The sequence below is a fragment of the Pirellulales bacterium genome (assembly GCA_019694435.1).
GTDB lineage: Bacteria > Planctomycetota > Planctomycetia > Pirellulales > JAEUIK01 > JAIBBZ01.
The window spans coordinates 190,999-213,979 of record JAIBBZ010000001.1; the positions used below are offsets into that span (position 1 = coordinate 190,999).

General features: G+C 65.9%; 17 protein-coding genes. 12 read left to right on the plus strand and 5 right to left on the minus strand.

The genetic code is table 11. The features are described 5' to 3' along the window. The first annotated feature begins 44 nt into the window (after positions 1–44). Positions 45–2,315 (plus strand): MMPL family transporter, encoded by a 2,271-nt coding sequence (locus K1X74_00765; GenBank protein ID MBX7164852.1) that lies wholly within the window; start codon positions 45–47, stop codon positions 2,313–2,315. A gap of 63 nt (positions 2,316–2,378) precedes the next feature. Here the strand turns inward: K1X74_00765 and K1X74_00770 are convergent, their stop codons facing one another. Then, a complete protein-coding gene (locus K1X74_00770; protein MBX7164853.1) occupies positions 2,379–4,643 on the minus strand; it encodes a DUF4159 domain-containing protein in 2,265 nt (754 codons plus the stop codon). Between the two features lie 326 nt (positions 4,644–4,969). Between K1X74_00770 and K1X74_00775 the strand changes: the two genes are divergently transcribed. From K1X74_00775 to K1X74_00790, 4 genes are all read left to right on the plus strand, one after another. Beyond that, positions 4,970–5,926: a MoxR family ATPase gene (locus K1X74_00775; GenBank protein ID MBX7164854.1), complete on the plus strand. Its 957-nt coding sequence runs from the start codon at positions 4,970–4,972 to the stop codon at positions 5,924–5,926. Between the two features lie 67 nt (positions 5,927–5,993). Then, a complete protein-coding gene (locus tag K1X74_00780) occupies positions 5,994–6,890 on the plus strand; it encodes a DUF58 domain-containing protein (GenBank protein MBX7164855.1) in 897 nt (298 codons plus the stop codon). Between the two features lie 4 nt (positions 6,891–6,894). After that, the gene (locus tag K1X74_00785; GenBank protein ID MBX7164856.1) at positions 6,895–9,078 is read left to right on the plus strand and encodes a BatA and WFA domain-containing protein; all 2,184 of its coding nucleotides are present in this window, start codon (positions 6,895–6,897) and stop codon (positions 9,076–9,078) included. A 15-nt stretch (positions 9,079–9,093) separates the two neighbouring features. Further along, complete coding sequence (locus K1X74_00790; GenBank protein ID MBX7164857.1) at positions 9,094–11,337, plus strand: glutamine amidotransferase; 2,244 nt, start codon at positions 9,094–9,096, stop codon at positions 11,335–11,337. A gap of 14 nt (positions 11,338–11,351) precedes the next feature. Here the strand turns inward: K1X74_00790 and K1X74_00795 are convergent, their stop codons facing one another. Next, positions 11,352–12,071 (minus strand): hypothetical protein, encoded by a 720-nt coding sequence (locus tag K1X74_00795; GenBank protein ID MBX7164858.1) that lies wholly within the window; start codon positions 12,069–12,071, stop codon positions 11,352–11,354. Between the two features lie 144 nt (positions 12,072–12,215). On the opposite strand from K1X74_00795, the gene K1X74_00800 reads away from it, so the two are divergent. From K1X74_00800 to K1X74_00810, 3 genes are all read left to right on the plus strand, one after another. Beyond that, a complete protein-coding gene (locus tag K1X74_00800; protein MBX7164859.1) occupies positions 12,216–12,674 on the plus strand; it encodes a ferritin-like domain-containing protein in 459 nt (152 codons plus the stop codon). Between the two features lie 332 nt (positions 12,675–13,006). After that, positions 13,007–14,374, plus strand: coding sequence for a hypothetical protein (locus K1X74_00805; protein ID MBX7164860.1), 1,368 nt, complete (start codon positions 13,007–13,009; stop codon positions 14,372–14,374). A gap of 134 nt (positions 14,375–14,508) precedes the next feature. Continuing rightward, positions 14,509–15,729: a tetratricopeptide repeat protein gene (locus K1X74_00810; GenBank protein ID MBX7164861.1), complete on the plus strand. Its 1,221-nt coding sequence runs from the start codon at positions 14,509–14,511 to the stop codon at positions 15,727–15,729. Between the two features lie 36 nt (positions 15,730–15,765). Here K1X74_00810 and K1X74_00815 read toward each other — a convergent pair whose 3' ends face one another. Together K1X74_00815 and K1X74_00820 are read right to left on the minus strand one after the other, a co-directional pair. After that, the gene (locus tag K1X74_00815; GenBank protein MBX7164862.1) at positions 15,766–16,215 is read right to left on the minus strand and encodes a DUF4281 domain-containing protein; all 450 of its coding nucleotides are present in this window, start codon (positions 16,213–16,215) and stop codon (positions 15,766–15,768) included. Positions 16,216–16,235: 20 nt separating this feature from the next. Beyond that, complete coding sequence (locus tag K1X74_00820) at positions 16,236–16,964, minus strand: DUF1028 domain-containing protein (GenBank protein MBX7164863.1); 729 nt, start codon at positions 16,962–16,964, stop codon at positions 16,236–16,238. A 349-nt stretch (positions 16,965–17,313) separates the two neighbouring features. On the opposite strand from K1X74_00820, the gene K1X74_00825 reads away from it, so the two are divergent. From K1X74_00825 to K1X74_00835, 3 genes are all read left to right on the plus strand, one after another. Continuing rightward, positions 17,314–18,588, plus strand: a complete 1,275-nt coding sequence (locus K1X74_00825; GenBank protein MBX7164864.1) for a hypothetical protein — start codon at positions 17,314–17,316, stop codon at positions 18,586–18,588. A 64-nt stretch (positions 18,589–18,652) separates the two neighbouring features. Continuing rightward, positions 18,653–20,071 carry a cardiolipin synthase gene (gene cls / locus K1X74_00830; GenBank protein MBX7164865.1) on the plus strand — a complete coding sequence of 473 codons (1,419 nt, stop codon included), beginning with the start codon at positions 18,653–18,655 and terminating at the stop codon, positions 20,069–20,071. Positions 20,072–20,231: 160 nt separating this feature from the next. Beyond that, positions 20,232–21,266: a hypothetical protein gene (locus K1X74_00835; GenBank protein ID MBX7164866.1), complete on the plus strand. Its 1,035-nt coding sequence runs from the start codon at positions 20,232–20,234 to the stop codon at positions 21,264–21,266. 100 nt (positions 21,267–21,366) lie between these two features. Here K1X74_00835 and K1X74_00840 read toward each other — a convergent pair whose 3' ends face one another. Then, entirely contained in the window at positions 21,367–22,482 is a 1,116-nt protein-coding gene (locus tag K1X74_00840) for a choloylglycine hydrolase family protein (GenBank protein MBX7164867.1), read from the minus strand. On the opposite strand from K1X74_00840, the gene K1X74_00845 reads away from it, so the two are divergent. After that, positions 22,481–22,714: a hypothetical protein gene (locus K1X74_00845; GenBank protein MBX7164868.1), complete on the plus strand. Its 234-nt coding sequence runs from the start codon at positions 22,481–22,483 to the stop codon at positions 22,712–22,714. The genes K1X74_00840 and K1X74_00845 overlap by 2 nt on opposite strands. Positions 22,715–22,981: the final 267 nt, after the last annotated feature.

Sequence of the window (22,981 nt, forward strand, 5' to 3'; positions counted from 1 at the left end):
TCTGCCGCGCCGGCAGCGGTTTCTCGGCGTAGAGGCGGTGTCTCTTGCAGCAACGTTCGGACCACTCGGACCTTTCACCGGCGGTGAAAGGTTTTGCCGCCCACCTCGTCGCTTGGCGCAATGTCCTGCTCGGCATCGGCGTGATCATCGCCGTCCTGTCCGTCGAACCGGCCAGCCGCCTGCGCTTCGACCGCAGCATGGAGAACATGTTCGCCGAAGACGACCCGGTCCTGATTCCCTACCGTCGGGCCAAGGAGATCTTCTCCGACGACGAGATCGCGCTGGCCGCCTATCGCGATCCCGAGTTGATGACACCCGCCGGCATTACCCGCGTCGCCGAAGCTACCGAGCGGCTCAGCGCCGTTCCCGGCGTCGGTTCCGTGCTCAGCCTGAGCAACAGTCCCTTCGGCACCGACATCATCGATCAGTCGCAACCCCTGCACCAGTCGTTCGTCGAGCTGTTCGAGAACTACACCGTCAGCACCGACCGCCAGACGACAGCGCTGGTCTGCCTACTCAAACCCGAAGCCGACAGCAAGGTCTCGCGCGAAGAAACCGTCGACCAGCTCCGCGCCGTGATCGACGACTATCCCGGCGGCGTCGTGACCGGCGAGCCGGCGATGATCGTCGACGGGTTCCGTTATCTCGAAACCGACAGCGTCGTGCTCGGCAACACGGCGACCGTGCTGTTGGTGATCACGATTCTGGTCAGCTTTCGCAGCTTCCGCTGGGTGATCGTGCCGCTGGCCACGGTTGTCTTCACGCTGCTGGCGACCAAGGCCCTGCTGGTCCTCGGCAATTTCCGCCTCACGATGGTCAGTTCCATGCTCTGGGCCATCATCTTCGTGATCGGCATCAGCGCCACGGTGCACGTCATCATCCGCTTTCGCGAAGAGCGCCATGCCGGCCGCAGCCCGCGCGATTCGCTCTACTTCTGCGCGGCCACGTTGGCCTTGCCCATTCTCTGGACCTGCTTGACCGACGCGGCCGGCTTCGGTTCGCTGCTCTGGGCCAAGGTCGGACCGATCCGCGATTTCGGAGTGATGATGCTCTGCGGCTCGCTGATCGCCATCGTCAGCATGTGCATCATGATTCCGGGCCTGTCGATTCTCGGTTCGATCGACGCCGATCCGCGCCGCGCCTGGGGCGAGCGCGGGCTCGACTTTGGCCTCGGTACGATCATCCATTTCATTAACCGCTGGCCCAAGACGATCGGCGTTTTCGCGGCCCTGGTCGCCGGTACCGCCATCTACGGCTCGCGCTGGGTGCAGGTCGAAACGGATTTCACCAAGAATTTTCGCGCCAGCAGTCCGTTGGTGCGTTCCTACCAGTTCGTCGAACGCGAACTCGGCGGCGCCGGCGTTTGGGACATCTTCTTGCCGGCACCTGCCGAGCCCGACTGGAACTTCGTCGCCAAGGTCCGCCGCCTCGAAGAGCGGTTACGCACCGAGACGCAGGTGCCCGACGAGCAGGGTCTCGCCCAAGAAGGCCTGACCAAGGTGTTCAGCGTGGTCGATGCCATCGACGCTTTGAACCTGGGTTCCCTGGCCGACAACTTCTCGGTGCCCATGCTCATGGACCAGATGCGCGGCCAAATGCCGGCCATCATGAACGTGCTCTGGGGACAAGACCCCGGCCCCGGCGCCCAGCATTACCTGCGGATCATGCTCCGCGCCAAAGAGCGCCAGCCTTCGGCCCAGAAACAACAGCTCATCGATGAGGTGCTGCGGATCAGCCGCGAGGAGTTCGGTTCCGAGGCACAGGTCACCGGGTTCTTCGTGCTGCTGACCCAACTGATCAACAGCATTCTCCGCGACCAGTGGGTCACCTTTCTGATCGCCAGCTCGATGATCGGTGCGATGATGCTGTTCGCCTTCCGCAGCCTGCCCGTGGCGATGGTCGCCATGATTCCCAACAGCCTGCCGATCATGATCGTCAACGGGCTGATGGGCTGGCTGGGCGTCGACGTCAACATGGGCGCCGCGATGATCGCCGCCGTATCGATGGGCCTCTCGGTCGACTCCTCGGTGCACTACATCACCGAGTATCTCGATGCCCGCCGCTCAGGCTACGGCGTCAACGAAGCGCTCGCCATGGTCCACCAGCGCGTCGGCCGTGCGGTCATTTTTTCGACCGTGGCCCTCGTCTCCGGCTTTAGCGCCCTGATGCTCAGCCAGTTTATCCCGTTGGTCTATTTCGGCGCCTTGATGGGACTGACCATGGTCGGCGGCTCCATCGGCAACCTCGTCGTCCTGCCCCTGTTGCTGAAACTCGTCGAACGCCTGTTCGGCATTCGCGGCGCGGCACCAGGGTGAATGCACCCCTTCAAGGGCGCCCAGAACGGTTGCCCAGAGCAACCGTCTTGGCGCCGCCCGTGCTCACTGCTGCAGCGAGTACAGCACCACGTTGATCCCGATCCGGGCAGCGTCTTCCGGCGTGTAACCGGCACATTCCACCGAGTTGTGCTTCTCCAGCGCGCAGCTCAGGTCGAACCGCGAAAAGATCACCGCGTATCGTTCGCCCTGCCGTATGCCCTCCAAGTCGGGCTCGACGCTACGGGTCACTCCGCGCAGAGCGCCGTCGCCCGCCTGTGGCTCGCGCCGTTGTACCTGCTTCAGGTCGAAGCCGCCCAGTTCGTTCGTCAGCAACGGATTGCCGGCGGGTACCCGCTCCAGCGGCGTTTCTGGAAACGTGGCCTCCATCTCGCGGCGAAACGCTCGGGTGAACTCTTCGCTGCCGCACACGCTGTCCGCCAACAGCGTTCCCCCACGCTCGACAAAGGCCCGTAGCTGCTGGCGCTCGGCCTCGCTGAATCGGAAGCTGTTCCGGCCATGCATGAACAACAGGTGAAAGTCGTAAATCCGCGGATCGGTCAAGGGAAACTCGTGCGGCGCCGAATCGATGCGGATCTTCAGCTCCCGCGCCAGGGCCCGCCCCAGGTTCGACAGCGCCGTCGGGGCCACGTTCCAGCCGCCAGTGTGTTTCAACTTGCCGATGGCCAACTTGCCGCGGGCCACGCGATCGTCGGCGCCCGGTTCGCGCACCGCGGCCAGCAACTCATCTTTCGATTTCAGTTCCCGGTTCGTCGCATAAGCGAGCACGTTGATGCCCAGCGCGTTGGCCGCCGCAACCTCGACGCGCACCGCCGGCGGCAGCTTCGTATCGCGCCCCGGCCGACTCAGTTCCCAGTAGCACGACAAATCGGCCGGACAATAAATCACGCTCGTCCGGCAACCCACGTCGATGCCCCACAGGGGCCGCACGTATTTCGGATCGACCGGCTCCTCGGCCCGCCACACCGGGTGCTCCGGCGGCAACAGGTGCAATTGATGCTCCGGCTCCGGAAACAGGCGCTGCACCAGCGCGCGAAATCCCTGGTCGAACGCATCCCCCTCACAGCAGGCTTCGGCAAAAATGAACCCACCTTGGTTCACGTACTCGCGCAGCCGCGCGACCTCTTCGTCGCTAATGACCGGCGCTTCGCGGCCGTTGAAAAACAAGACGGGCGCTTGCAGCAGGTCGACCGTCTTGGCCGTTCGCGCTTGGACCACCTGCCAGGTCATCTTTTGCCGCCATTTTTGTCCCGCGTAGTGCGTCAGGTTGGCGATGTCGTTGCGATGCCGGTTCCAGTCTCCCTCGGGCCCATGGGTCAACTTGCCCACGAGCACCGGCCAGCGCCCCTTCGACAGGAACAACAGCACGAACGACGTCGCGACGACCTCCGGCCCGTCCTGGTCGCCGCGCCAAAAGCCCGAAAGCTGGTCCTGCTCTTTGAGCATCTCGGCCACGCCTTCCCGGTACCAATCGTGATCGCCGATGAACCGTTGCGCGGTCAGCCGTCCGACGCGTTCGAGCGCGTACAGGTAATACAGCCTCCGGCCCCCGGCGCCGGGATTGATCTCGACCGAAAAGTTTCGTGCCAGCCAGCTCAGCCCCCGCTCGATCGAGTCGTTCACCTCCTGCTGCTGGCAACACAGGGCCCTCCCCCCCTCGACCCGCGCGTCGCCCTGTGCCAGGCGTCCGGTGCAGATGACCATCGAAGTGATTCCAGCACAGGTCATGCTGCCGGTTCCCGCCCCCCCGGCGATCGTATAGGCCCACGACCCATCCCCGTTCTGACATTTGGACCAGTACTGTTGGGCCAGCCGCCAGGTCGTGTCGTTCGCAGCGACCCCCACTTCTTCCGCGGCATGGAGCGCCAAGAGGGCGAACTGTGAGTTGGAATTGTCACCCGGCCCTTGCGGATACGACCACGACCCGGCCGTGGGCCCGTTGCGAAACTGGTTCGACTCGAGCCATTGCACGTTCCGCCGGATCAGCAGCAGATCCTTCTCCGGCTCCGCCTCGCAAAACGCCATGGTTTGCAGCGCCACGGCATAGGTGCCGTCGGTTTCGATCTTGCGCAACACCGACAGCGCCCGCTGCACGCGCGGATCGCTCGGCGGTAGTCCGCCGTTGAGCAGCGCCAACGTGCACAGCGCGGTGACCCCGCCCTCCTGCGAGGGCCAGTCTTTCCACGATCCGTCGCGCAGTTGTTCGCGCAATAAGTATTCCATGCCCCGGGCAATGGCCGCGCGTACCCGTTGCGGGTCGATGTCGGCCTGCGCCTGGGCCGTACGTACGGCCGAAACCGCCAGGGCCAACGCAATCGCTACAACTTGACAGCCCCTGCGGAACGTGTCCCGTCCGCGCGCGCACCGGCGGACGTCGCCCGCGGTCCTGCGCATAAACACCCCATTCGCCTGCCGGTCCGCGAAGATTCGCTGTAACGCCGGCGGTGTGCGAATTGCTGGCACTTTCCTCGACCGATAGAATTTTGAGCGTGGCCCCGGGTCGAACGACCCTGCTGCACGCAACTCTTGTCATCCTATCGCTTTTCGCGTTGCCCGAGCAAGCAAGGACCAGCGTGGCCACGAAATCCCGCAGCCTCGGCGACTTCCTCCAGGAATTCGCCCAACACCGGCGGCTGATGCAGGAAGAACTGCAAAAGGTCATCGTCGGCCAGGACGACGTCATCGAGCAATTGTTTGCCGCGATCTTCACGCGCGGCCATTGTCTGTTGGTCGGCGTGCCGGGCCTGGCCAAGACGCTCCTGGTAAGCACGTTGTCCCGAATCCTCGACATCCAGTTCAAGCGCATCCAGTTCACGCCCGACTTGATGCCCTCCGATATCACCGGCACCAACGTCCTCGAAGAAGACGAACATCGCCGCCGCCACTTTCGCTTTGTCGAAGGCCCGGTGTTCACCAACATCCTCCTGGCGGACGAGATCAACCGCACCCCGCCGAAGACGCAGGCCGCCTTGTTGCAGGCGATGCAAGAGCGCGAAGTCACCGTCGGCCAGCAGACCTATCCCCTGCCCGACCCGTTCTTCACCATCGCCACGCAAAACCCCATCGAGCAGGAGGGCACTTATCCGCTGCCCGAGGCCCAGCTCGACCGCTTCATGTTCAACGTGCAGGTCGATTACCCCTCGCTGGCCGAGGAAGAGCAGATCCTGGCCAGCACCACGCGCAACGAAAAGCCCGAGGTCCGTAAGGTCCTTTCCGCCCGCGCGATCCTGAATCTGCAAAAGCTCGTCGGCTCCGTGGCCGTGAGCGAATACATCGTCAAGTACGTGGCCGCGCTGGTCCGTGCCACGCGCCCCAAAGAACCGAACGCACCCGATTTCATTCGCACGTGGGTCGATTGGGGCGCCGGCCCCCGCGCAGGACAATTCCTCATCCACGGCGGCAAGGCCATCGCCGCGATGGACGGCCGCTTTTCCGTGGCCATCGAGGACGTCCGCCGCGTGGCGGTGCCGGTCCTGCGACATCGCGTGAGCACCAACTTCCAGGCCCAGGCCGAAGGCATGACCAGCGACGACGTCATCAAGCGGCTCGTCGCCGAAATCCCCGCCCCGGCCATTCCCAAGTTCGAGTCGTAAAGCCGCTTCCGCCCGCGACCGACGCGCGGCCTCCGCGCGCTCGCGCCGCTCTGCGAGGCTCGCCGCTATGCCCAGTGCCGAGAGCTATCTCAAGCCCGAGGTGATCCGCCAGATCGGCCGGCTCGATCTGCGGGCCCAGTTCATCGTCAAGGGTTTCATGCACGGGCTGCACGCCAGCCCGTTTCATGGCTTCTCGGTCGAATTCAGCGAGCACCGCAAATACACCCCCGGCGACGACCCGCACGACATCGACTGGCAGGTCTTTGCCCGCACCGACAAGTACTACATCAAGAAATTCGAGGCCGAGACCAATATCACCGGCTACCTGGTGATGGATCTCAGCCGGTCGATGGGCTACACGTTTCGGCAGGAGCTGACCAAGTTCGAGTACAGCATCTGTCTGGCCGCTGCGCTGGCCTACCTGATGGTCCACCAGCAAGACCCGGTCGGCCTGGTCACGTTCGACGAGAAGATTCGCGATTGCATCGCGCCGCATTCGCGGCGCACGCAGCTCTCGACCATTCTCTCGGTGCTCGCCCGGCTGCGGCCGACCGGCACGACCGACATTGCCCGCTGCCTGGGCCAACTGGCGGCGATGCTCAAACACCGCAGCCTGGTCATGCTGTTCAGCGACCTGCTCGCCGAGCCCGAACCCGTGCTCGCCGCGCTGCGCCGGCTGCGCCACGGCGGCCACGACGTGATCGTGTTCCACGTCCTCGACGAGGCCGAGGTCCAATTCCCCTTCGAGGGCCTCGTCGAGTTCGAGGAGCCCGAATCGCAAGACCGTTTGCGGGTCGACGCCGCCGGCCTGCGGGCCGAATACCTCGAAGAGCTGGCCGCGTTTCGCCAGACCTATCGCGACGCCGCTTTCAAGTCGGGGATCGACTACGTACCGCTCGATACGAGCCAACCGTTCGACAAGGCGCTGACCGAGTATCTCATCAGCCGTCGGGCCAGGTGCTAGCGCGATGGAATTCGTCAATCCAGCGCTGTTGTGGGGCGCGGCCCTCGTGGCCGTCCCGATCGTGTTGCACCTGTTGTTGCGGCAAAAGCCCCGTTCGCTCGAGTTTCCCGCGCTGCGGCTCGTCGCGCGGCGTCGCGAAGCCAACCGCCGCAAGCTGCGCTGGCGCCACTGGCTGTTGTTGCTGTTGCGCTGTGCGGCGATCGCGTTGCTGGCGTTGGCCTTCGCCCGCCCCACGATCAAATCGTCCGGCGCGATCGCCAACCAGGCGCTGCCCGTCGCCGCGGCCTTGGTCTTCGACACTTCGCCGCGGATGGAGTACCGCTTCCAGAATCAATCCCGCCTCGCCCAGGCGCAGGACATCGCGCACTGGCTGTTGGGCCAATTGCCGGCCGACAGCCAGGTGGGCGTGCTCGAATCGTCACTCGGGTCGGCCGTGTTCCAGGTCGATCTGGCCGCCGCCTTGGCCCGCGTCGATCGCCTGCAAACCACCTGGCAGCCGCAACCGCTGACGGCGCAGCTCGAAGCCGCCGTGCAACTGCTCGCCGGTAGCGAGCTGGACCGCAAAGAGCTCTACGTCTTCACCGACCTGGCCGCCGCGCAGTGGAATGCCCAGCCGGCGCCGCGACTGAAAGAACTGTTGTCCCGGCTGCCCGGCCTGGGCGTCTACCTGATCGATGTCGGCCAACCACAGCCGCGCAATCTCACGCTCGGCACGCCCCAGTTAAATGCCTCGGTGCTCACGCCCGGCGCAACGCTCCACATCGACGCCCCCCTCGCCGCGCAAGGGCTCGGCGGCTCGCGCACCGTCGAGCTGTATCTCGCCTCGGGCGACGCGCCGCCCGAAAAGCGCCACCAGGCCATGGTCGAAGTGCCGGAAAACGGCAGTGCCGCGGCCGCGTTCAGCCTGGCCGGATTGAGCGAAGGCCTGCACCAGGGCCATCTGCGCGTCTTGGGTGAGGATGGCATCGCCTGGGACGACATTCGCTATTTCACGGTCCAGGTGCGCCGTCCTTGGCCCGTGCGGATCGTCGCGGCCGCGCCCGAAGATCAGACGGCGCTGTTTCTCGCCGAGGCGCTCGCCCCCGCCCAGTTCCGCACTGATGGCCGCGCGCGCTTCGTCTGCGAAACGGTCGACTGGGAGGCGTTTCGTCCCGAACAGCTCACAGGCGACGCCGCCGTCTGCCTGGTCGATCCACCGCCGCTCCAGGCGCCCCTTTGGAATCAGCTCCAAAAGTACGTTGCTTCCGGAGGCGGACTGGCAATCTTTCTGGGGCCCGCGGCTACGCCGCTCGAAGCGTTCAACGCTGCCGCGCCTCAAGAGCTCTTGCCGGCGCCCCTGCGCCAACAGGCGCGTTGGCCCGACGGCGATCAATACCTCGCCCCGTCCAATCTGCAGCACCCTATTTTGGCGCGATTCCGCAATCTCGATCCCGGCCCGCCCTGGGATCTGTTCTCCGTTTACCGCCATTGGCAATTGGGCGAGCTGCACTCCGGCGCCTCGACCGTCATCACCTATCGCGACGGCGAGCCCGCGCTCGTCGAGCGACCGATCGGGCAGGGCCGTACGCTGACGTTCACGACCTCGATCGCCTATCGACCGCGCGGCAAGGCCTGGAACCTGCTGCCCGAGTTGGATAGCTGGCCCTTCGTCGTGCTGACCAACGAGATGCTGCTATATCTGGTCGGCAATGCCGACGACCGCCTGCAATACGAACCCGGCCAGACCGCCTTGGTGCGCCCCGAGCGCGGCGAACGCATCACCAGCTATTTGCTCGTGTTGCCCGACGGCCAGCGCACCCGCCGCACGGCCGATGCATCGCAAGCCTCGATCGCCATCGCCGAGACCGATGAGCCTGGCCAATACCGGCTCGAGTCGGGCGGCGCCGCCGACGGCTTTCGCCGCGGCTTCAGCGTCAACGTCCCGCCGGCGCAAAGCGACCTGGCCCGCGCCACGCCCGAGATGCTCAAGGCCCTGCTGGGCGACACCGAGTTTCGCGTGGCAGCCAACCGGACCGAAATCAACCGCACCATCGCCGTCGGTCGCGTCGGCCGCGAGCTCTTCGGCTGGATCATCGTCGGGCTGGTCCTGGTGATGGCTTTGGAACATTGGCTGTCGAACCGCTTTTACCGCGAGCCGGCCGGCGCAGGCACCACGTCGACCGTGCCGGTGCCGGCTACCGCCTCTTAAAGGACCCCACGCGTCGTGCGCCTGTCGCTGTCACCCGTCGGCGGCTACTGGCTCGTAGCCCTCGTCGCCTGCGCCCTGGTGGTGCTGCTGTGGCGCGTGGCGCCGCGCGCGCAGACACCGTTTCGGCGCCGTGTGCTGACGGTGCTGCGTGTGATCACCGTGGCGCTGGTGCTGCTGGCCATGCTGCGGCCCACTCTGGTCCACACCACGACGCGCCGCCAGTCGGCCACGCTGCTCGTGCTGGCCGATTGCTCGCGCAGCATGAGCGTTGCCGACGGCTTGAACAACCAGTCGCGCTGGAACACGCTCCGCGCGACGCTCGACGAATCGCTGCCCGCCTTGCGCGAGCTGGCGCAGGACCTGCAGGTCAAGCTGTTCGCGTTCGACGCCGAGGCCCGCGCCGTCGAGCTCGCCGACCAGCTCGATCTACCCGCCGCGCCCATCGGCGATCAGACGGCCCTGGGCGCCGTGCTCGACGACTTGCTCCGCCGCGAGTCGGGCCAGCGCTTGGCCGGCGTGATCTTGCTCACCGACGGCGCGCAGCGCGCCTACGCACCCCGTGACACCGCGCCGCAGACCGTCGCCCGCCGGCTCGCCGACCTGGGCTACCCGTTGCACACTGTCGCCTTCGGCCAGGCCCGCGGCACCGGCCAGACGCGCGACGTGTCGCTCGCCGACCTGGCGGTCAATCCCACGGTGTTTGCCAAGAATCAGCTCGTGGTTGCCGCCGCCGCACGGCTCAGCGGCTTTGCCAACCAGGACGTGCCCTTCGAGCTGCTCTTTGAAACCGCGCCCGGCCAGATGACCCGCGTCGCCGACACGAGCCTGCGCGGTGACGACGCTGGCGATCCGGAGCCGGTCTCCCTGAGCTATGCGCCGCCGGTCCCGGGCGAATACAAGCTCACGCTCGCTGCGCCGCCCCAGCCCGGCGAACTGGTGACCACCAACAACACCCTGTCGACCTTTGTCACTGTCACCAAGGGTGGCCTCAACGTGCTCTATCTCGAAGGCGCCTTGCGTCCGGAACAGACGTTTCTGACGCGCTCGCTCGACGCCTCGGACGATATCAAGTGCGACTACCTGCGGCTCGATGCTCTCGAGCGCGATTCGCGCCCGCCCGACCTGGCCGAGCGGTTTCAACCGGGCCGCTACGACGTCTATCTGCTCGGTGACGTCGCCGCCGACATCTTCACTCCCGCCGAGTTGGCAAGCCTCGCCGCGGCGGTCCGCGGCGGCGCCGGACTGATCGCCATTGGCGGCCTGTACAGCTTTGGCGGCGGCGGTTGGGACAGCACCCCGCTGGCCGATTTGCTCCCCATCGAAATCAGCCCGCTCGATCGCCAAAGTCCCGACGAACCGGTCCGTGCCGATCTGCATCTCACCTCACCCCCGCAAATGCTGCCCACGCAGATCGGCGAGCGCCATTTCGTCATGCTGCTGACCGATGCCGCGCACAACCGCGCCGCCTGGCAGGCGCTACCTCCCTTGCGCGACGGTGCCAACCGCTTCCGCGGGCTGCAACCCCGCGCCGTGGTACTGGCCGAATCGGCACAAGGCGAGCCGCTCTTGGTGGCGCGCGACATCGGCGCTGGCCGCGTGCTGGCCTTCGCCGGCGATTCGACCTGGCGCTGGTGGATGGCGGGCCATGCCGACGAACACCGCCGCTTTTGGCGCCAGGTGATGCTCTGGCTGGCGCACAAAGAAGACGCTCACGACGCCGGTGCGTGGGTCCGGTTGGCGCAGCGCCGCTTCGCCCCCGGGCAACGCGTCGAGTTCACGGCCGGTTACAAGTCGGAGAGCGGCAACGCCGCTGCCGTGCAACTCGAGGCTCAGGTCGCACTGCCAGACGGCCGCAACCAGCCGGCGCGGCTCATCAAAGACTCGGCCACCTGGACCGGCAGCGTCGACGAGGCCCGCGCGCCGGGCGACTACACGCTGACCGTCACGGCGCACGATGCGGCCGGCAACGCGTTGGGCACCGCCAAAGCGCGGTTCCTCGTCTTCGAGCAAGACCTCGAGCTCGACAATCCCGCGGCCGATCCGCAATTGCTTGCGAGCCTCTCGGCGATGACCGACGGCGACTCGGTGCCGCCCGAACAGTTTTCGAGTCTGCTGGCGCGGCTGCGCAACCAGCCGCTCGATCTCGAAGTCGCGACCCAATCGAAAGTCGAGCTCTGGGACAACGGTCCCCTGCTCATCTTGATCGTCGGCCTGTGGAGCCTCGATTGGTTCTTGCGCAAGCGCTGGGGCCTGGTCTGACGCGCGCCGTCGACTTACAGGCGGTTGTTCCACGCTTCCTGGCTGTAACGCTCGGCGACCAGGCGCTCGGTCAGCTCCAGCGGCAATTCGCCCGGGAGCGGCTCGGCGCCCGACGCCTCGACGAGCGCCGCGCACAACTCGTCGCGCTGTGCCGGCAAATTGGTCAGAAACGCGCCGTGTGCCCGGCCGTCGCGATATGTTGGTTGCCGCGGCGGCATCCTTAGCCAGCGTTCGACGCTCGCGAGGTCGAACCCGTACAACAGCGTCCCGTGATAGAGCACGTGCGTGCGCCGCACGCGCAGGCTGTTGCCCGAGAATTTCCGTTCGTGCCAGGCGAGGTCGCTGGTGCCCCGGCGCGCGACCCCGGGCCAGCGCCGCGCGAGCGCCTCGACGAGCCGCCCGAGCACCAGGCGGTGGGCCTCGGCGACGGCCTGCACCTCGGGTCGCAGCGCGGTGCTCAGCACGACCGCGTACATCAGGCATCCGCGCCCCGCGACGATCGCCGCCCCGCCGCTGGCGCGCCGCACGATCGGCGTGCCCGCCGCCAGGCAAGCCGCCTCGTCGACCTCGTCGGCCACGCGCGACGATCGCCCGACGACCACCATCGGTGTCGCGGATTCCCACAGCCGCAGGTATTCGACCGGCGCCGGCGCTGCTTCGGCCGCCATCAGCAGTGCCTCATCGAGCGCCACATTGGCCGCCGGTCGTTCGAGCGTGCAGTCCATCCAGCGCATGCGCGATCTTGTCATCCTCCGGCACGGCCCTCGCGGGGGTTGACCCCTCGCCAAGCGTACCTAGACTTCACACAGTTGTCGCCCTGGAGCCTCGTGGTCCGCGGCTTTCTGGCCCGCGGAGTATTCCCTTGAGGAGATCACGTCATGGCCGCCTCGAACGCAGAAGTCATCGCCGAGCTGAGTCGATCGTACGAGATGGAATTGGAGACCGTGGCCAACTACCTGGCCCATAGCGTCAACCTCGACGGCGTTCGCGCCGAAGAGATCAAGAAGTCGCTGGCCGCCGACGTCGCCGGCGAATTGGGCCACGCACAGCAGATCGGTCAACGCATCAAGCAGCTCGGCGGCCTGGTGCCCGGCTCGTTGTCGTTGAAGTTCGACCAGAAAATGCTGCAGCCGTCGGGCGACACGACCAACGTGGTCGACGTGATCAAGGCCGTGATCGCCGCCGAGGAAGGCGCAGTCGCTCAGTACAAGAAGATCATCCGCGCCACCGAGGGCGAAGACTACGTCACTCAGGATCTCTGCATCCGGCTGCTCACCGACGAGGAAGCCCACCTGATTCAATTCCGTGGGTTCCTGAAGGAATATCAACAGAGCTAAGCGGCCCCAACCCGCTGTACCGGGGGACTGCCGCGGGCACCGTTGTGCTCGGCCCGCGCGCCCCCCCCGAACCGACCGGTCATTCCGGTCGTGTCGGCCGGCGACAGACGAAACTTCAACGAAAGCCATCGACCGTAAGCCCTTACTCGACAATCACTTCTGACGCGATATTTGGGGCTGTTAAACTTTTCCGTTTGCAGCCCACCTTTTCGTTCGCCAGATTGTCGTAACGGGGTTTGTTGACCCCCTGCGGCGCTCCGCGCCCCCCAGCGGCCGGGTGCCAATGGCCGTTTTGCCACACCACGATTGAGCACACACTTCGGGTAGTCGTCATGCGATTCACATGGGCAGCGTGCGCAGCGCTTTTCGGTCTGAACCTCGCGGCCTCGACGCCGGTTTCTGCGCAGGTCTACGAAACCTATCGCCTGGAATACGAAACGCTCTACGAAGAGCAAGCCGTGACGGCGTACCGCGTCGAGTACGAAACGGTCTACGAAGACCGCAAGGTGACGTCGTACCGCCCGGTCGTGGAAACCCAGATGCACGAGCGCCGCTATACGGTCGCGCGCCCCGTCGCAGAGACCGCCGAGCGTGAAGAGCGCTACTACGTGAGCCGCCCGGTCTGGGAAACGCAGATGCGCGACACCAGCTACGACGTCGTGCGTTACGTCGCCGAGACGTCCGAGCGCGAAGAACGCTACACCGTGTCCCGGCCGGTCGTCGAGACCGCCGAGCGCGAAGAGCGCTATATGGTTCGCCGCCCGGTAATGGAGACCGTCGAGCAGCAGCAGTCGTATACCGCGCTGATGCCCGTCACCAGCTACACCACGCAGTATGTCGACCAAGGCGGCTGGCAGGCCCAGACCGTCTATCGTCCCGGCCCGGTGACCAATCGTCTGCAATGGGTCCCCGGCCAATGCGTCGTGAATCCGGCAACCGGCCTTTCCGCATGGCAGTCCGGGACGCTCGCTTGGGTGCCCAACCAGCAGCCCGGCACCTATCAGACGAACTACGCCTGGCAACCCAACGTTGTTGCGCAACAAGTTCCCGTGACCACGTATCAGCAGCAGGTCGTGACGCAAAAAGTGCCGGTCCAGGTCTGCCGCTATGTCGATGAAGAAGTCGTGCGCAAGGTGCCCGTCACCACGACCCGGATGGTCTGCGAAGAGCAGGTGCGCAAGATTCCGGTGACCACCTATCGCCCGGTGACCGAGCGCGTACAGCAGCAAACGCCGGTGCAGGTCTGCCGCTATGTGCAGGAAGAGCAGGTGCGCAAGATTCCGGTGACCACCTACCGCATGGTCGAGGAACAGCGCGTCGAGCAGATTCCGGTGCAGGTCTGCCGGCAGGTGGCCGTCGAGGAGACGCTTCGCGTGCCGCACGTCGTCGAAAAGCGCGTACCGGTTACGTACACCCGGCGTATCCCCCGCACGGTCGTCCGCAAGGTGCCGATCAATCCCTGCGATCCTTGCGGCGGCGACGCTCTGATCATGCCCGCGCCGGCGTCCGGCGGTTCGATCGCGCCGCAATCGACCTACCGCGGCCCGACGCCGGCCGCGCCCGAGGGTTCGGCCGAGCCGTCCCCGCCGGCCAACGACACCAATCCTCCGGCTGCCGAGCCGGAGACGGACAAGCCCGAACTGCCCCCCGGTGAGCAGCCGGGTCCGATCAACGAGAACAAGACGTCGACCAGCGCCTAACCGCGCCGCACGATTCGACCAGCGCCCGGGGCGCGAGCCGTTGGTTCGGCTCGCGCCCCGTTTCTTTGACGCGGCCTCGCTACAATCGCGAAGAGAGACCGCTTGATCGACTTCGCGATCCGCCTCGACGTCCCATGAACCAGCCCCTGCCCCATACCGAGCCGTCCGCGCTGGCTGGCAGGCGCGTTTTCCTGGCGGGCAAGCTGGCCGGCATGTCGAAGCGCGAGGCACAGGCCCAGGTCCGTCGTCACGGCGGCACGCCGGTCGAGCGCACGGCCTCGGGCATCGATCTCGTCGTGATTGGCGAGGCCGAGCTGCTCCCTTCACCCGGCGTTGCTCCCGACTGGCTCGACGATTCCCTGCGCGCCGCGGCCGACGAGGGTACGATCGAAATCATCACCGAGACGCAGCTCTGGCAGCGGCTCGGACTGGTCGACGACGATCAGGACGTGCGCCGACTCTACACGCCGGCGATGCTGGCCAGCCTGTTGAACGTACCGGTCGGAGTGATCCGCCGCTGGCATCGGCGCGGGTTGATTCGCCCGGTTCGCGAAGTGCGCCGCTTGCCTTATTTCGACTTCTCCGAGGTCGCGACCGCCCGGCGACTCGCCGAGCTGTTGGCGGCCGATGTTTCGCCGGCCGCCATCGAGGCTCAGCTCGCCGCGCTGCACCGCTGGCTGCCCGACGTCGAGCGCCCGCTGGCGCAGCTCTCGCTGATCGTCGAAGGCAAGCATCTGCTCGTTCGTCACGATGACGGCTTGATCGAGCCGGGCGGGCAGAAGCGATTGGATTTCGACGCCTCGGCCAGCGACCGGCCCGCGCAGGCTGCCGAGGAGGTGGCCAGCGTGCCGGTCGGTGTGTCGCCGGCGGCTGACCGTCAGCCGCTCACGGTGACCGAAATGCTCGACCTGGCTGCCGATTGCGAGGACGAAGGCCGACTCACTCCGGCGGCCGAGTTCTATCGGTCGGCGCTCGCGGCCGGTGGGCCCGACGCCGAGACGTGCTTCCGGCTGGCCGAGGTGCTCTACCGTAGCGGCGATCTCTCGGCGGCTCGCGAGCGTTACTTCATGGCCACCGAGCTCGACGCCGATTATGTCGAGGCCCGCGCCAATCTCGGCTGTGTGTTGCTCGAGACCGGCGACAAGGAGCTGGCCGTCGCCGCGTTTGAAGGGGCGCTGGCCTTCCACCCCGAGTATGCCGATGCCTGGTATTTGCTGGCCCGCACGCTCGACGAGTTGGGCCGGCGCGACGAAGCCTTGCCGCGTTGGCGCCGCTTCCTCGAATTGGCCGCCGGCGACAGCCCTTGGACTGCCGAGGCCCGCGGGCGCCTCGACGAATCGTTGCGACCGCAGTGAGCGCGGCGTATCGGCTGCGCGGTACGAGCGACGCCGTTACGCCGCGGCCCCGCCGCGCTCGAACGACAGGAAGTACTCTCCGCGCACCCACCGACACACGAAGTAGGCGAGCAGGCCGACGGGCCCCAGCATCAAGGTCAAGAATAAACACGGCACCACCACGAGGTGCGGAACCCCAATCCGCCGCGCATCGCGCACTTCCCAGGTGCCGATGAACAGATCGAACACCAGGTAGTGCACCCAACCGGCCAGCAGCACCTCGCGGTCGGCGAACAGTTTCGCGATCCCGTCGAGCGAGCCAAAATCGCCCTCGGCTCCGTTCAGATTGGTGGCAATCAGCACCAGGTACAGCGCTGCCAGCGCCAACGGCACCGCGCACGATCCCACGATCCAGTGCGTCACCTTCCAGCCCGGCGCCAGCGCCAACAGCAGCCAAATCGGCAACACACTCGAGTTGGCAATGCTGAACAGCGTATCGGTCGACATGCGCACGGCTCCTGTTGTGGTTACGGCTGATTCACGTCGGGCTGCCAATCGCCCCGCGCTTCGTGTTCGAGCTTTGCATATTGCCGCACCAGCTCGCGCACCGCGTCGTCGCTGCGATCGACGTGCAATTCGAGCCAGTAGCCTTCGTGCCCGCGCCGGCAAACGCGAATGCCCGCGGCAAGCCGGCCGCGATGATCGCCCCCCGCGCGGTCGCCCGCCCACAGGGCCGCGACCAGCCGATCGGCAAAACTGCCCGCGGTGCTCTCATAGCCCTGGGCGATCGCCGCGATCACCTCGCGTCCCGTGAGCGTATTCCCCTGGCAGGCGTAGTACCGACCCGTTTGACCGCCCCAATAGCGACTGTCGGCCGGCGCCTGGCTGGGCTGATGCACCGCCGTGCGACCGGCCTGATCGATCATCGCCAGTTGCCGCTGCTCGGGCCGGTCGTCGCCGGCGAGCAACTGCTCGAGCACACCGGCCGGTGACTGCCCGGCGGCCAACAGATCGAGTGCCCGCGAGCGCCACTCCGGTACGTGATAGTGCTGCGTGCAGATCGCGCCCACGCCGGCCCTCACCTCGGGTACCACGCGCCCGACGGCCGGGTACTTGCTCGCCACGGCCGCGCCCAGCAATCCCGCCTCGGGATCGGCAGCCACGATCGAAAAGGTGGCCGTCTTGTCGGCCGCCGGGTGCTGCCCGCGCACTGCGGAGCCTGGCCAGCAGACCCAGACGATCCAGACCAGCAACATTAGCCGGCGCATCAGCGAGCCCCCGGGGGACCTGGAAACCGCCCCAGCGTAGCCGCCTGGACCGTATCTCGCCACCGTGGCGGGTAGCGCACAGAGGATGTCGACGCCCGGCGCAAGTCCTCGACGCTTCGAGCTTTCCGGCCCGCCGCACGGCTCGCCGCGCGACCGATCAGCCTTGCAAAAATGCCCCGTTCTTCTACGCTGAGCGTTTATCGATCGCCTCCCCCGTCGGGGGCGTCTTTCGAGTTGCGCGCGGTCCGTACCAGCCAGTTTCGTCCAGCCGTTCAAGGCGCAACGCATGGGCCGAGTGCTCTACGACTGGCAGATGAATCCGACGACCTGGGCTTACCTGGCGTCGATGATCACCATCGCGGTCTATTTCAAGTTCAGCCGCTTGTGGAGCATCCGTAACTTCGACCTGGTTGGATTGCTCCTGTATGCACCCGCCTTGCTGCTGATCGCCAAGGACGGTACCCCCGCCATCCTAGGTTACGCCTGGCTGTTCCTCGTCAGCGCGGGCTTCCTGGTGCGGATGCTCTGCGACCCGATGCTTGTCCGCCGGCCGCTGCTCGAGGCCAACCTGTCGCCCGGCGGCCTGGTTTTCATGGGCGCTTCGCTGCTGGTCTTCCTGTTCACCAACGTCATCACGGCCGAAATCACCGATAGCGATCTGCGCGGCGCGCGCCGGCTCGACCAGATGCTCAGCCGCGTGGCCACGCCTGCCGATCAGACCGATCTGGTCGAACACGGTCCCGGCTATCCACTCTTGCACATCATCGGCAGCATGCCGAGCAAGGCCCTCGTCGAAATCGATCAGGCCGTGCCCGAGGATCAGCGCCGCGCCGTCATCCACACCTCGACCACCCGCACGATGGCGATCCTTTCGCATCTGGCCATCGTGTTCGGCATGGTGCTGATGGGCTCGCTGCATTTCCACAACGTGCGTACGGGCGTCTCGGCCGCGGCCCTCTACCTGCTGCTGCCCTACACGGCCCACATGGTCGGCCGCGTCGATCATGTGCTGCCCGCCGCGCTCTTGGTCTGGGCCGCCGTCGCCTATCGCCGGCCGCTCATCGCCGGACTGCTGATGGGCCTGGCCGCAGGGGCCATTTACTATCCGATTTTTCTCTTGCCCTTGTGGATCAGCTTTTACTGGCAGCGCGGGTTGACGCGGTTCACTCTGGGCTTTGCCGTGACGCTGTCGCTGCTCATCGCCAGCCTGGCGCTGACGTCGATCGATTTTGCGGCGTTTCTGGCGCAGGCCCGGCAGATGCTCGGCTGGACCTCGTTGTTACCCGAGGCGGCCGATGGCTTCTGGAGCGGTGGCCGCACCGATTTGCGCTTGCCGGTGTTTGCGGCGTTCCTCGCCATCGCCGGCAGCCTCGCCATGTGGCCGACGCAAAAGAACCTGGGCACCCTCCTCAGTTGTTCGGCCGCGATCATGCTCGGCACCCAATTCTGGCAAGCCCATCATGGCGGCCTCTTTATCGCCTGGTACCTGCCGCTGTTGCTCCTGGCCGTGTTTCGGCCCAATCTGGAAGATCGCGTCGCGCTGAGCGTGCTGTCCGACGGCTGGTCGCCGCGCAGCCGCGCGCAGCGCAACACAGTGATCCGCGCCGCATAACCCCGGCGCGGTCCGCTGCCCCGCTTCGCATCGTTCGTCGCACCTCCTGCAGGCGCCGCTTCCCGTGCTGAGCACCACGACGCTTTACTATCTCAGCGAGTGGGTCATCCGGCTGGTGATGCTCGTCTACGTGCCCCAGCGGCGCAATCCCGCCGCGGCGCGCTCGTGGCTGCTATTCATCTTCATCCTCCCCTGGCCCGGACTCGTGCTCTACGCGCTGTTCGGCCGGGCCTATCTGCCCCAGCGCCGGCTGCAGATCCAGCACCAGGTGAGCCAGCTCATCCGCGCGGCGGGCCACGGGTTCTTCAGCCCGTTCGCCGTCCATCCGCGCCTGCCCGAGCGCTACGAGCAGGTCGTGATGTTGGCCGAAAACCTGGGCGATTTCCCGATCGTCGACGGCAACCAGATTGAGCTGCTGGCCGATTACGATGGCGCGATCGACCGGCTCGTCGCCGACATCGACGCGGCGCAGCATCACGTCCACCTGCTCTACTACATCTTCGCCGACGACCGTGTCGGCCGCCGCGTGGCCGATGCCCTGATCACGGCCGCCCGGCGCGGCGTCGCTTGTCGCGTGTTGTGCGATGCCTTCGGGTCGATCTCGGCGTTTCGCCGCCTGCGCCGCGAGCTCCGCGCGGCGGGCGTCGACGTTCGCGCCGCGCTGCCGGTCAAGCTGTTCCGTCGCAGCGGCGCGCGGTTCGATCTGCGCAACCACCGCAAGCTGGCCCTGATCGACGGCCGCGTCGCCTATGTCGGCTCGCAAAACATCGTCGCCGCCGATTTCAAGCCTAGCCTGGTCTATGAAGAACTCGTGGCCCGAATTCGCGGCCCGGTCGTCATGCAACTGCAGGCCGTGTTCCTCACCGACCGCCTGCTCGAGACCGAAGAAGACCTCGTCCGCACCGAGCTGTTTCCCGATCCCCAGGTCGACGGCGAAATCGCCGCGCAGGTGCTGCCCAGCGGCCCCGGCTATCAGCAGGCCAACCTGCCGGCGCTGATCGTCGCGCTATTGCACGCCGCGCGACGGCGAATCGTCATCACCACGCCCTACTTCGTGCCCGACGAGGCGCTGTTGCAAGCCCTGCAATCGGCCGTGATGCGCGGCGTGCAGGTCGATCTCGTCGTCCCGCGTTCGGCCGATCAATACCTGGTCTGCTTCGCGCAGCGCTCGTACTACGAAGACCTGCTGCGCGCAGGCGTGCGCATCTTCGAATATCAGCCCCGGTTCCTGCACGCCAAGCACATCACCATCGACGACGACGTGGCGCTGATCGGCTCATCGAACCTCGACCTGCGGTCGTTTCTGCTCAATGCCGAGATCACGCTGATCGTCTACGACCCGCAAGTCGCCCAGCAGCTGCGCGAGATCGAAGAACGCAACATCGCGCTCTCGACCGAACTCACCCTCACGCAATGGAACCGCCGGCCGCTGCCGCGCAAAGTGCTCCAAAACATGGCCCGGCTGATCGACGCGCTGTTGTAACGCACAATCCGCTCCGCCCGGCTCGAAGCCGGACAGCCCTCCCGCGGCTTGAAACTGGCCCGCAGACCAGCTTGTCGTCCCCCCTGGCCCGTGAAGACAATGGTTCCATGCTCCCCGGGGGGGCGACCGCACGTAAAGGTTGACGAAAGCGTGGCGCCGGATGACGCGTGAGCATCGAGCACTCCTGACCATCGCGCGGGTCGCACTATGGATCTTCGCTTGCTGCGCGCCGGCCGCATATGCCGTCGACGAGCCGCGGCCCGCGACCGGCTTCTTGCTCGAATGGGGCCAACGAGGTTCCGCCCTGGGAGAGTTCGATTTTCCCATTGGCATTGCGATCAATTCGGCCGACGAGGTGTTCGTCACCGATTTCTACAACGCACGCGTGCAACAGTTCTCCGATCAGGGCGCGTTCATCGCGGCCTTCCCGGTGTCGCCTTTCCCCGGCGGAATCGCGCTGGATCGTGAAGGCAACGTCTTCGTTGCGCATGGGGGCATTCCCCCCTCGCGCTACGACCAGCCGAGGCAACGCGACAAGATCGCCGTCTACTCGCCGCAGGGCAAGCTGCTGCGCGAATGGGGAAAATTCGGCACGGGCGATGGCGAGTTCGACACGCCCGGCGGCATCGCGATCGACAAGGACGGCCGCGCCTACGTCTGCGACCAGTGCAATCGCCGCGTGCAAGTCTTCGATACTCAGGGCAACTTCTTGACGAAGTGGGGCCAAAAGGGCTTCCAACCGGGCGAGTTCGGTGGCGACCCGCACCCGAAGGCGTTCTTTGCCGGCCCGACGTTTGTGGCCTTGGACGGTCAGGGCCATGTCTACACGACCGAAGCCATTCTGTGTCGCGTGCAGCAATTCAGCTCGACGGGCAAGCCGCTGGGCCATTGGGGCAGCACCGACGCGAAACCCGGCGGGTTCGGCGACTACTTCACGGCCTTCGAGCGACAGATCATGCGCGGTCCGACCGGCATCTGCTTCGACGCCACCGGCCGGGTTTGGGTCAACAGCATCGGCGGGCGCATCCAACAGTTCTCCGCCACGGGCGACTACTTGCAGGGCTTCGGCCAGGAGGGAACCGAGGCCGGCGAATTCTACGCCCCGCACGGCCTCGCGATCGACAGCCACGGACACTTGTACGTCGTCGACGCCTTCAACCACCGCATTCAAAAGTTCGACGTCAGTGGACCCTAACTGCCCGTTGAAGTAATCAACGGGCTGCTGGTAGCACCTGACCGTTCGGGACCCCTGCTCTCCTGCCTGTCGTTCGCTGCGCCACGGGGCCGACGAACCGCTATTCCTTGAGCGGCGTGACGTCCTCGATGTCTTGCGATTTCTGCTTGTCCAAGGGCAGACGGACCAAGTCTCTCAGTCCGGCGAAATCGATCTTCTTCAAGTCGACCTGGCGGACGCGGCGGTTGTGCTGGGTGTGGTATTGCATGACCAGGTTCTTGGTGTCGTAGCCCGTCGTCCAGATGGTCGCGCTGCGCATGCCTTTGGTATTGCCCGCACCTTCCCCTTCGGCCGCCCCCAAAGGGAGGTTGAAGTTGTCCAAGATGCGCAACAGTTCGTACATCGTCTCCGCACCGGTGTCGGTTGGGCGGGCCGATTTGGCGAACGCCACGGCGCGTACGAACCGCGACGGAGGAGTAAAGTCTCCCGGCAGCCCGATCATCCCGCTACCGCCGCCCAACGGCCTGAAATCCAACTCGTCGATCTGCTTGTCGGGCAGAGCGACCGGCGAAAGGTTCAGGTAGTTGCGCAGGTTGATCATGTGCCAGTCGTAGTTCGGCGCGTTCGTAATGACTCCCAACGGTGCGTCGTGCACTGTCGTCTTACCCTGGGTGAATTCGACGACGATCGCCTTGCCGCCTCTTTCCGTAACGATCAGGTGGATGGGCGGGGCGATGCCGATAGCGGGCTCGAGCACCCCCACGACGGTCACCTCGGCCAGCGCCCGCCGGACTTCGGCGACCGTCGCGCAGGTGGTCAACAGATACTGGCACAGGTCCAGCGTCTCAATCGTCGTGGCGGCCTTCGATGGGTCGAGCTTCGCGTACTCGGCGAATCCCGGGTGATAGAAGACGTTGACCGCCAGTCCCTGCTCGTTCATGCCGTCGACGAGATGGTCCTTTTCGAGCACGTCCAGCCCGACCGCTCCGTACACCGTTTTCCAGACGCGGCCGACCAGCTTGTCTCCCAGGTGGCTCTGGTACTCGTGCCCGCGCGGAACGAGGACGAGCCGCGATTTCAGGTCGAACGTCCCCCACTCCAAGGTCCGGCCAAACACGACCGCGCCGTCCTTGGCGATCAGCGTGATGCCGGTGCACGCGGTCACGTGTTGTGCCACCGCCACGATGGCCATGAGAGCAAGCACGATGGTCGCCGACGGTCTACGAAGCCGCATCATGAAAGCACCTCCGCATTTCGTGAGAACACACAAGCCCACTTACGCGCAGGTATTCGGCGGCCCTGCGCAGCAGGAAACCGCCGTCCCCCCGTCAATTGCGGCAACCAGTTTACCCGTACGTTTGAACCGCACGACCATCAACGCGAGCCTGACCGTGACCGCCTCGTCCAATCTTCACCGGCGATCATTCCAACTTCATGCCAAATTCAAGCTCAGCGCCGATGCCTTGTAGGAACCTCAGCATCTGCCCGACGACGACCAAAGTAATCTTGCGCTCACGGCCGAACTCCCCCCCACCCCACGAAAACCACTGCCCCCTCAGACGCCCGCTTCGGCCAACCGCCAACCGCAACCACCGAAAACAAGGCCTGGCCATGCACTCGATCTAGGCGACCAAAGCGGTTTCCCTGCCTGGCGGTCGCGATTCCAGCAGGGTCCATCCTCGCCGAGCAACACCGCTTGTTGAGCGATTGCGTTGCACCACTGCGGCCCCGAAATC

Excerpts from the sequence above, each read along its gene's own strand:
- K1X74_00775 (MBX7164854.1), top strand. The coding sequence starts at position 4,970 with ATGCAGGAAGAACTGCAAAAGGTCATCGTCGGCCAGGACGACGTCATC.
- K1X74_00780 (MBX7164855.1), top strand. The coding sequence starts at position 5,994 with ATGCCCAGTGCCGAGAGCTATCTCAAGCCCGAGGTGATCCGCCAGATC.
- K1X74_00785 (MBX7164856.1), top strand. The coding sequence starts at position 6,895 with ATGGAATTCGTCAATCCAGCGCTGTTGTGGGGCGCGGCCCTCGTGGCC.
- K1X74_00795 (MBX7164858.1), bottom strand. The coding sequence starts at position 12,071 with ATGCGCTGGATGGACTGCACGCTCGAACGACCGGCGGCCAATGTGGCG.
- K1X74_00800 (MBX7164859.1), top strand. The coding sequence starts at position 12,216 with ATGGCCGCCTCGAACGCAGAAGTCATCGCCGAGCTGAGTCGATCGTAC.
- K1X74_00805 (MBX7164860.1), top strand. The coding sequence starts at position 13,007 with ATGCGATTCACATGGGCAGCGTGCGCAGCGCTTTTCGGTCTGAACCTC.
- K1X74_00810 (MBX7164861.1), top strand. The coding sequence starts at position 14,509 with ATGAACCAGCCCCTGCCCCATACCGAGCCGTCCGCGCTGGCTGGCAGG.
- K1X74_00815 (MBX7164862.1), bottom strand. The coding sequence starts at position 16,215 with ATGTCGACCGATACGCTGTTCAGCATTGCCAACTCGAGTGTGTTGCCG.
- K1X74_00820 (MBX7164863.1), bottom strand. The coding sequence starts at position 16,964 with ATGTTGCTGGTCTGGATCGTCTGGGTCTGCTGGCCAGGCTCCGCAGTG.
- K1X74_00835 (MBX7164866.1), top strand. The coding sequence starts at position 20,232 with ATGACGCGTGAGCATCGAGCACTCCTGACCATCGCGCGGGTCGCACTA.
- K1X74_00845 (MBX7164868.1), top strand. The coding sequence starts at position 22,481 with ATGAAAGCACCTCCGCATTTCGTGAGAACACACAAGCCCACTTACGCG.
- K1X74_00840 (MBX7164867.1), bottom strand. The coding sequence starts at position 22,482 with ATGATGCGGCTTCGTAGACCGTCGGCGACCATCGTGCTTGCTCTCATG.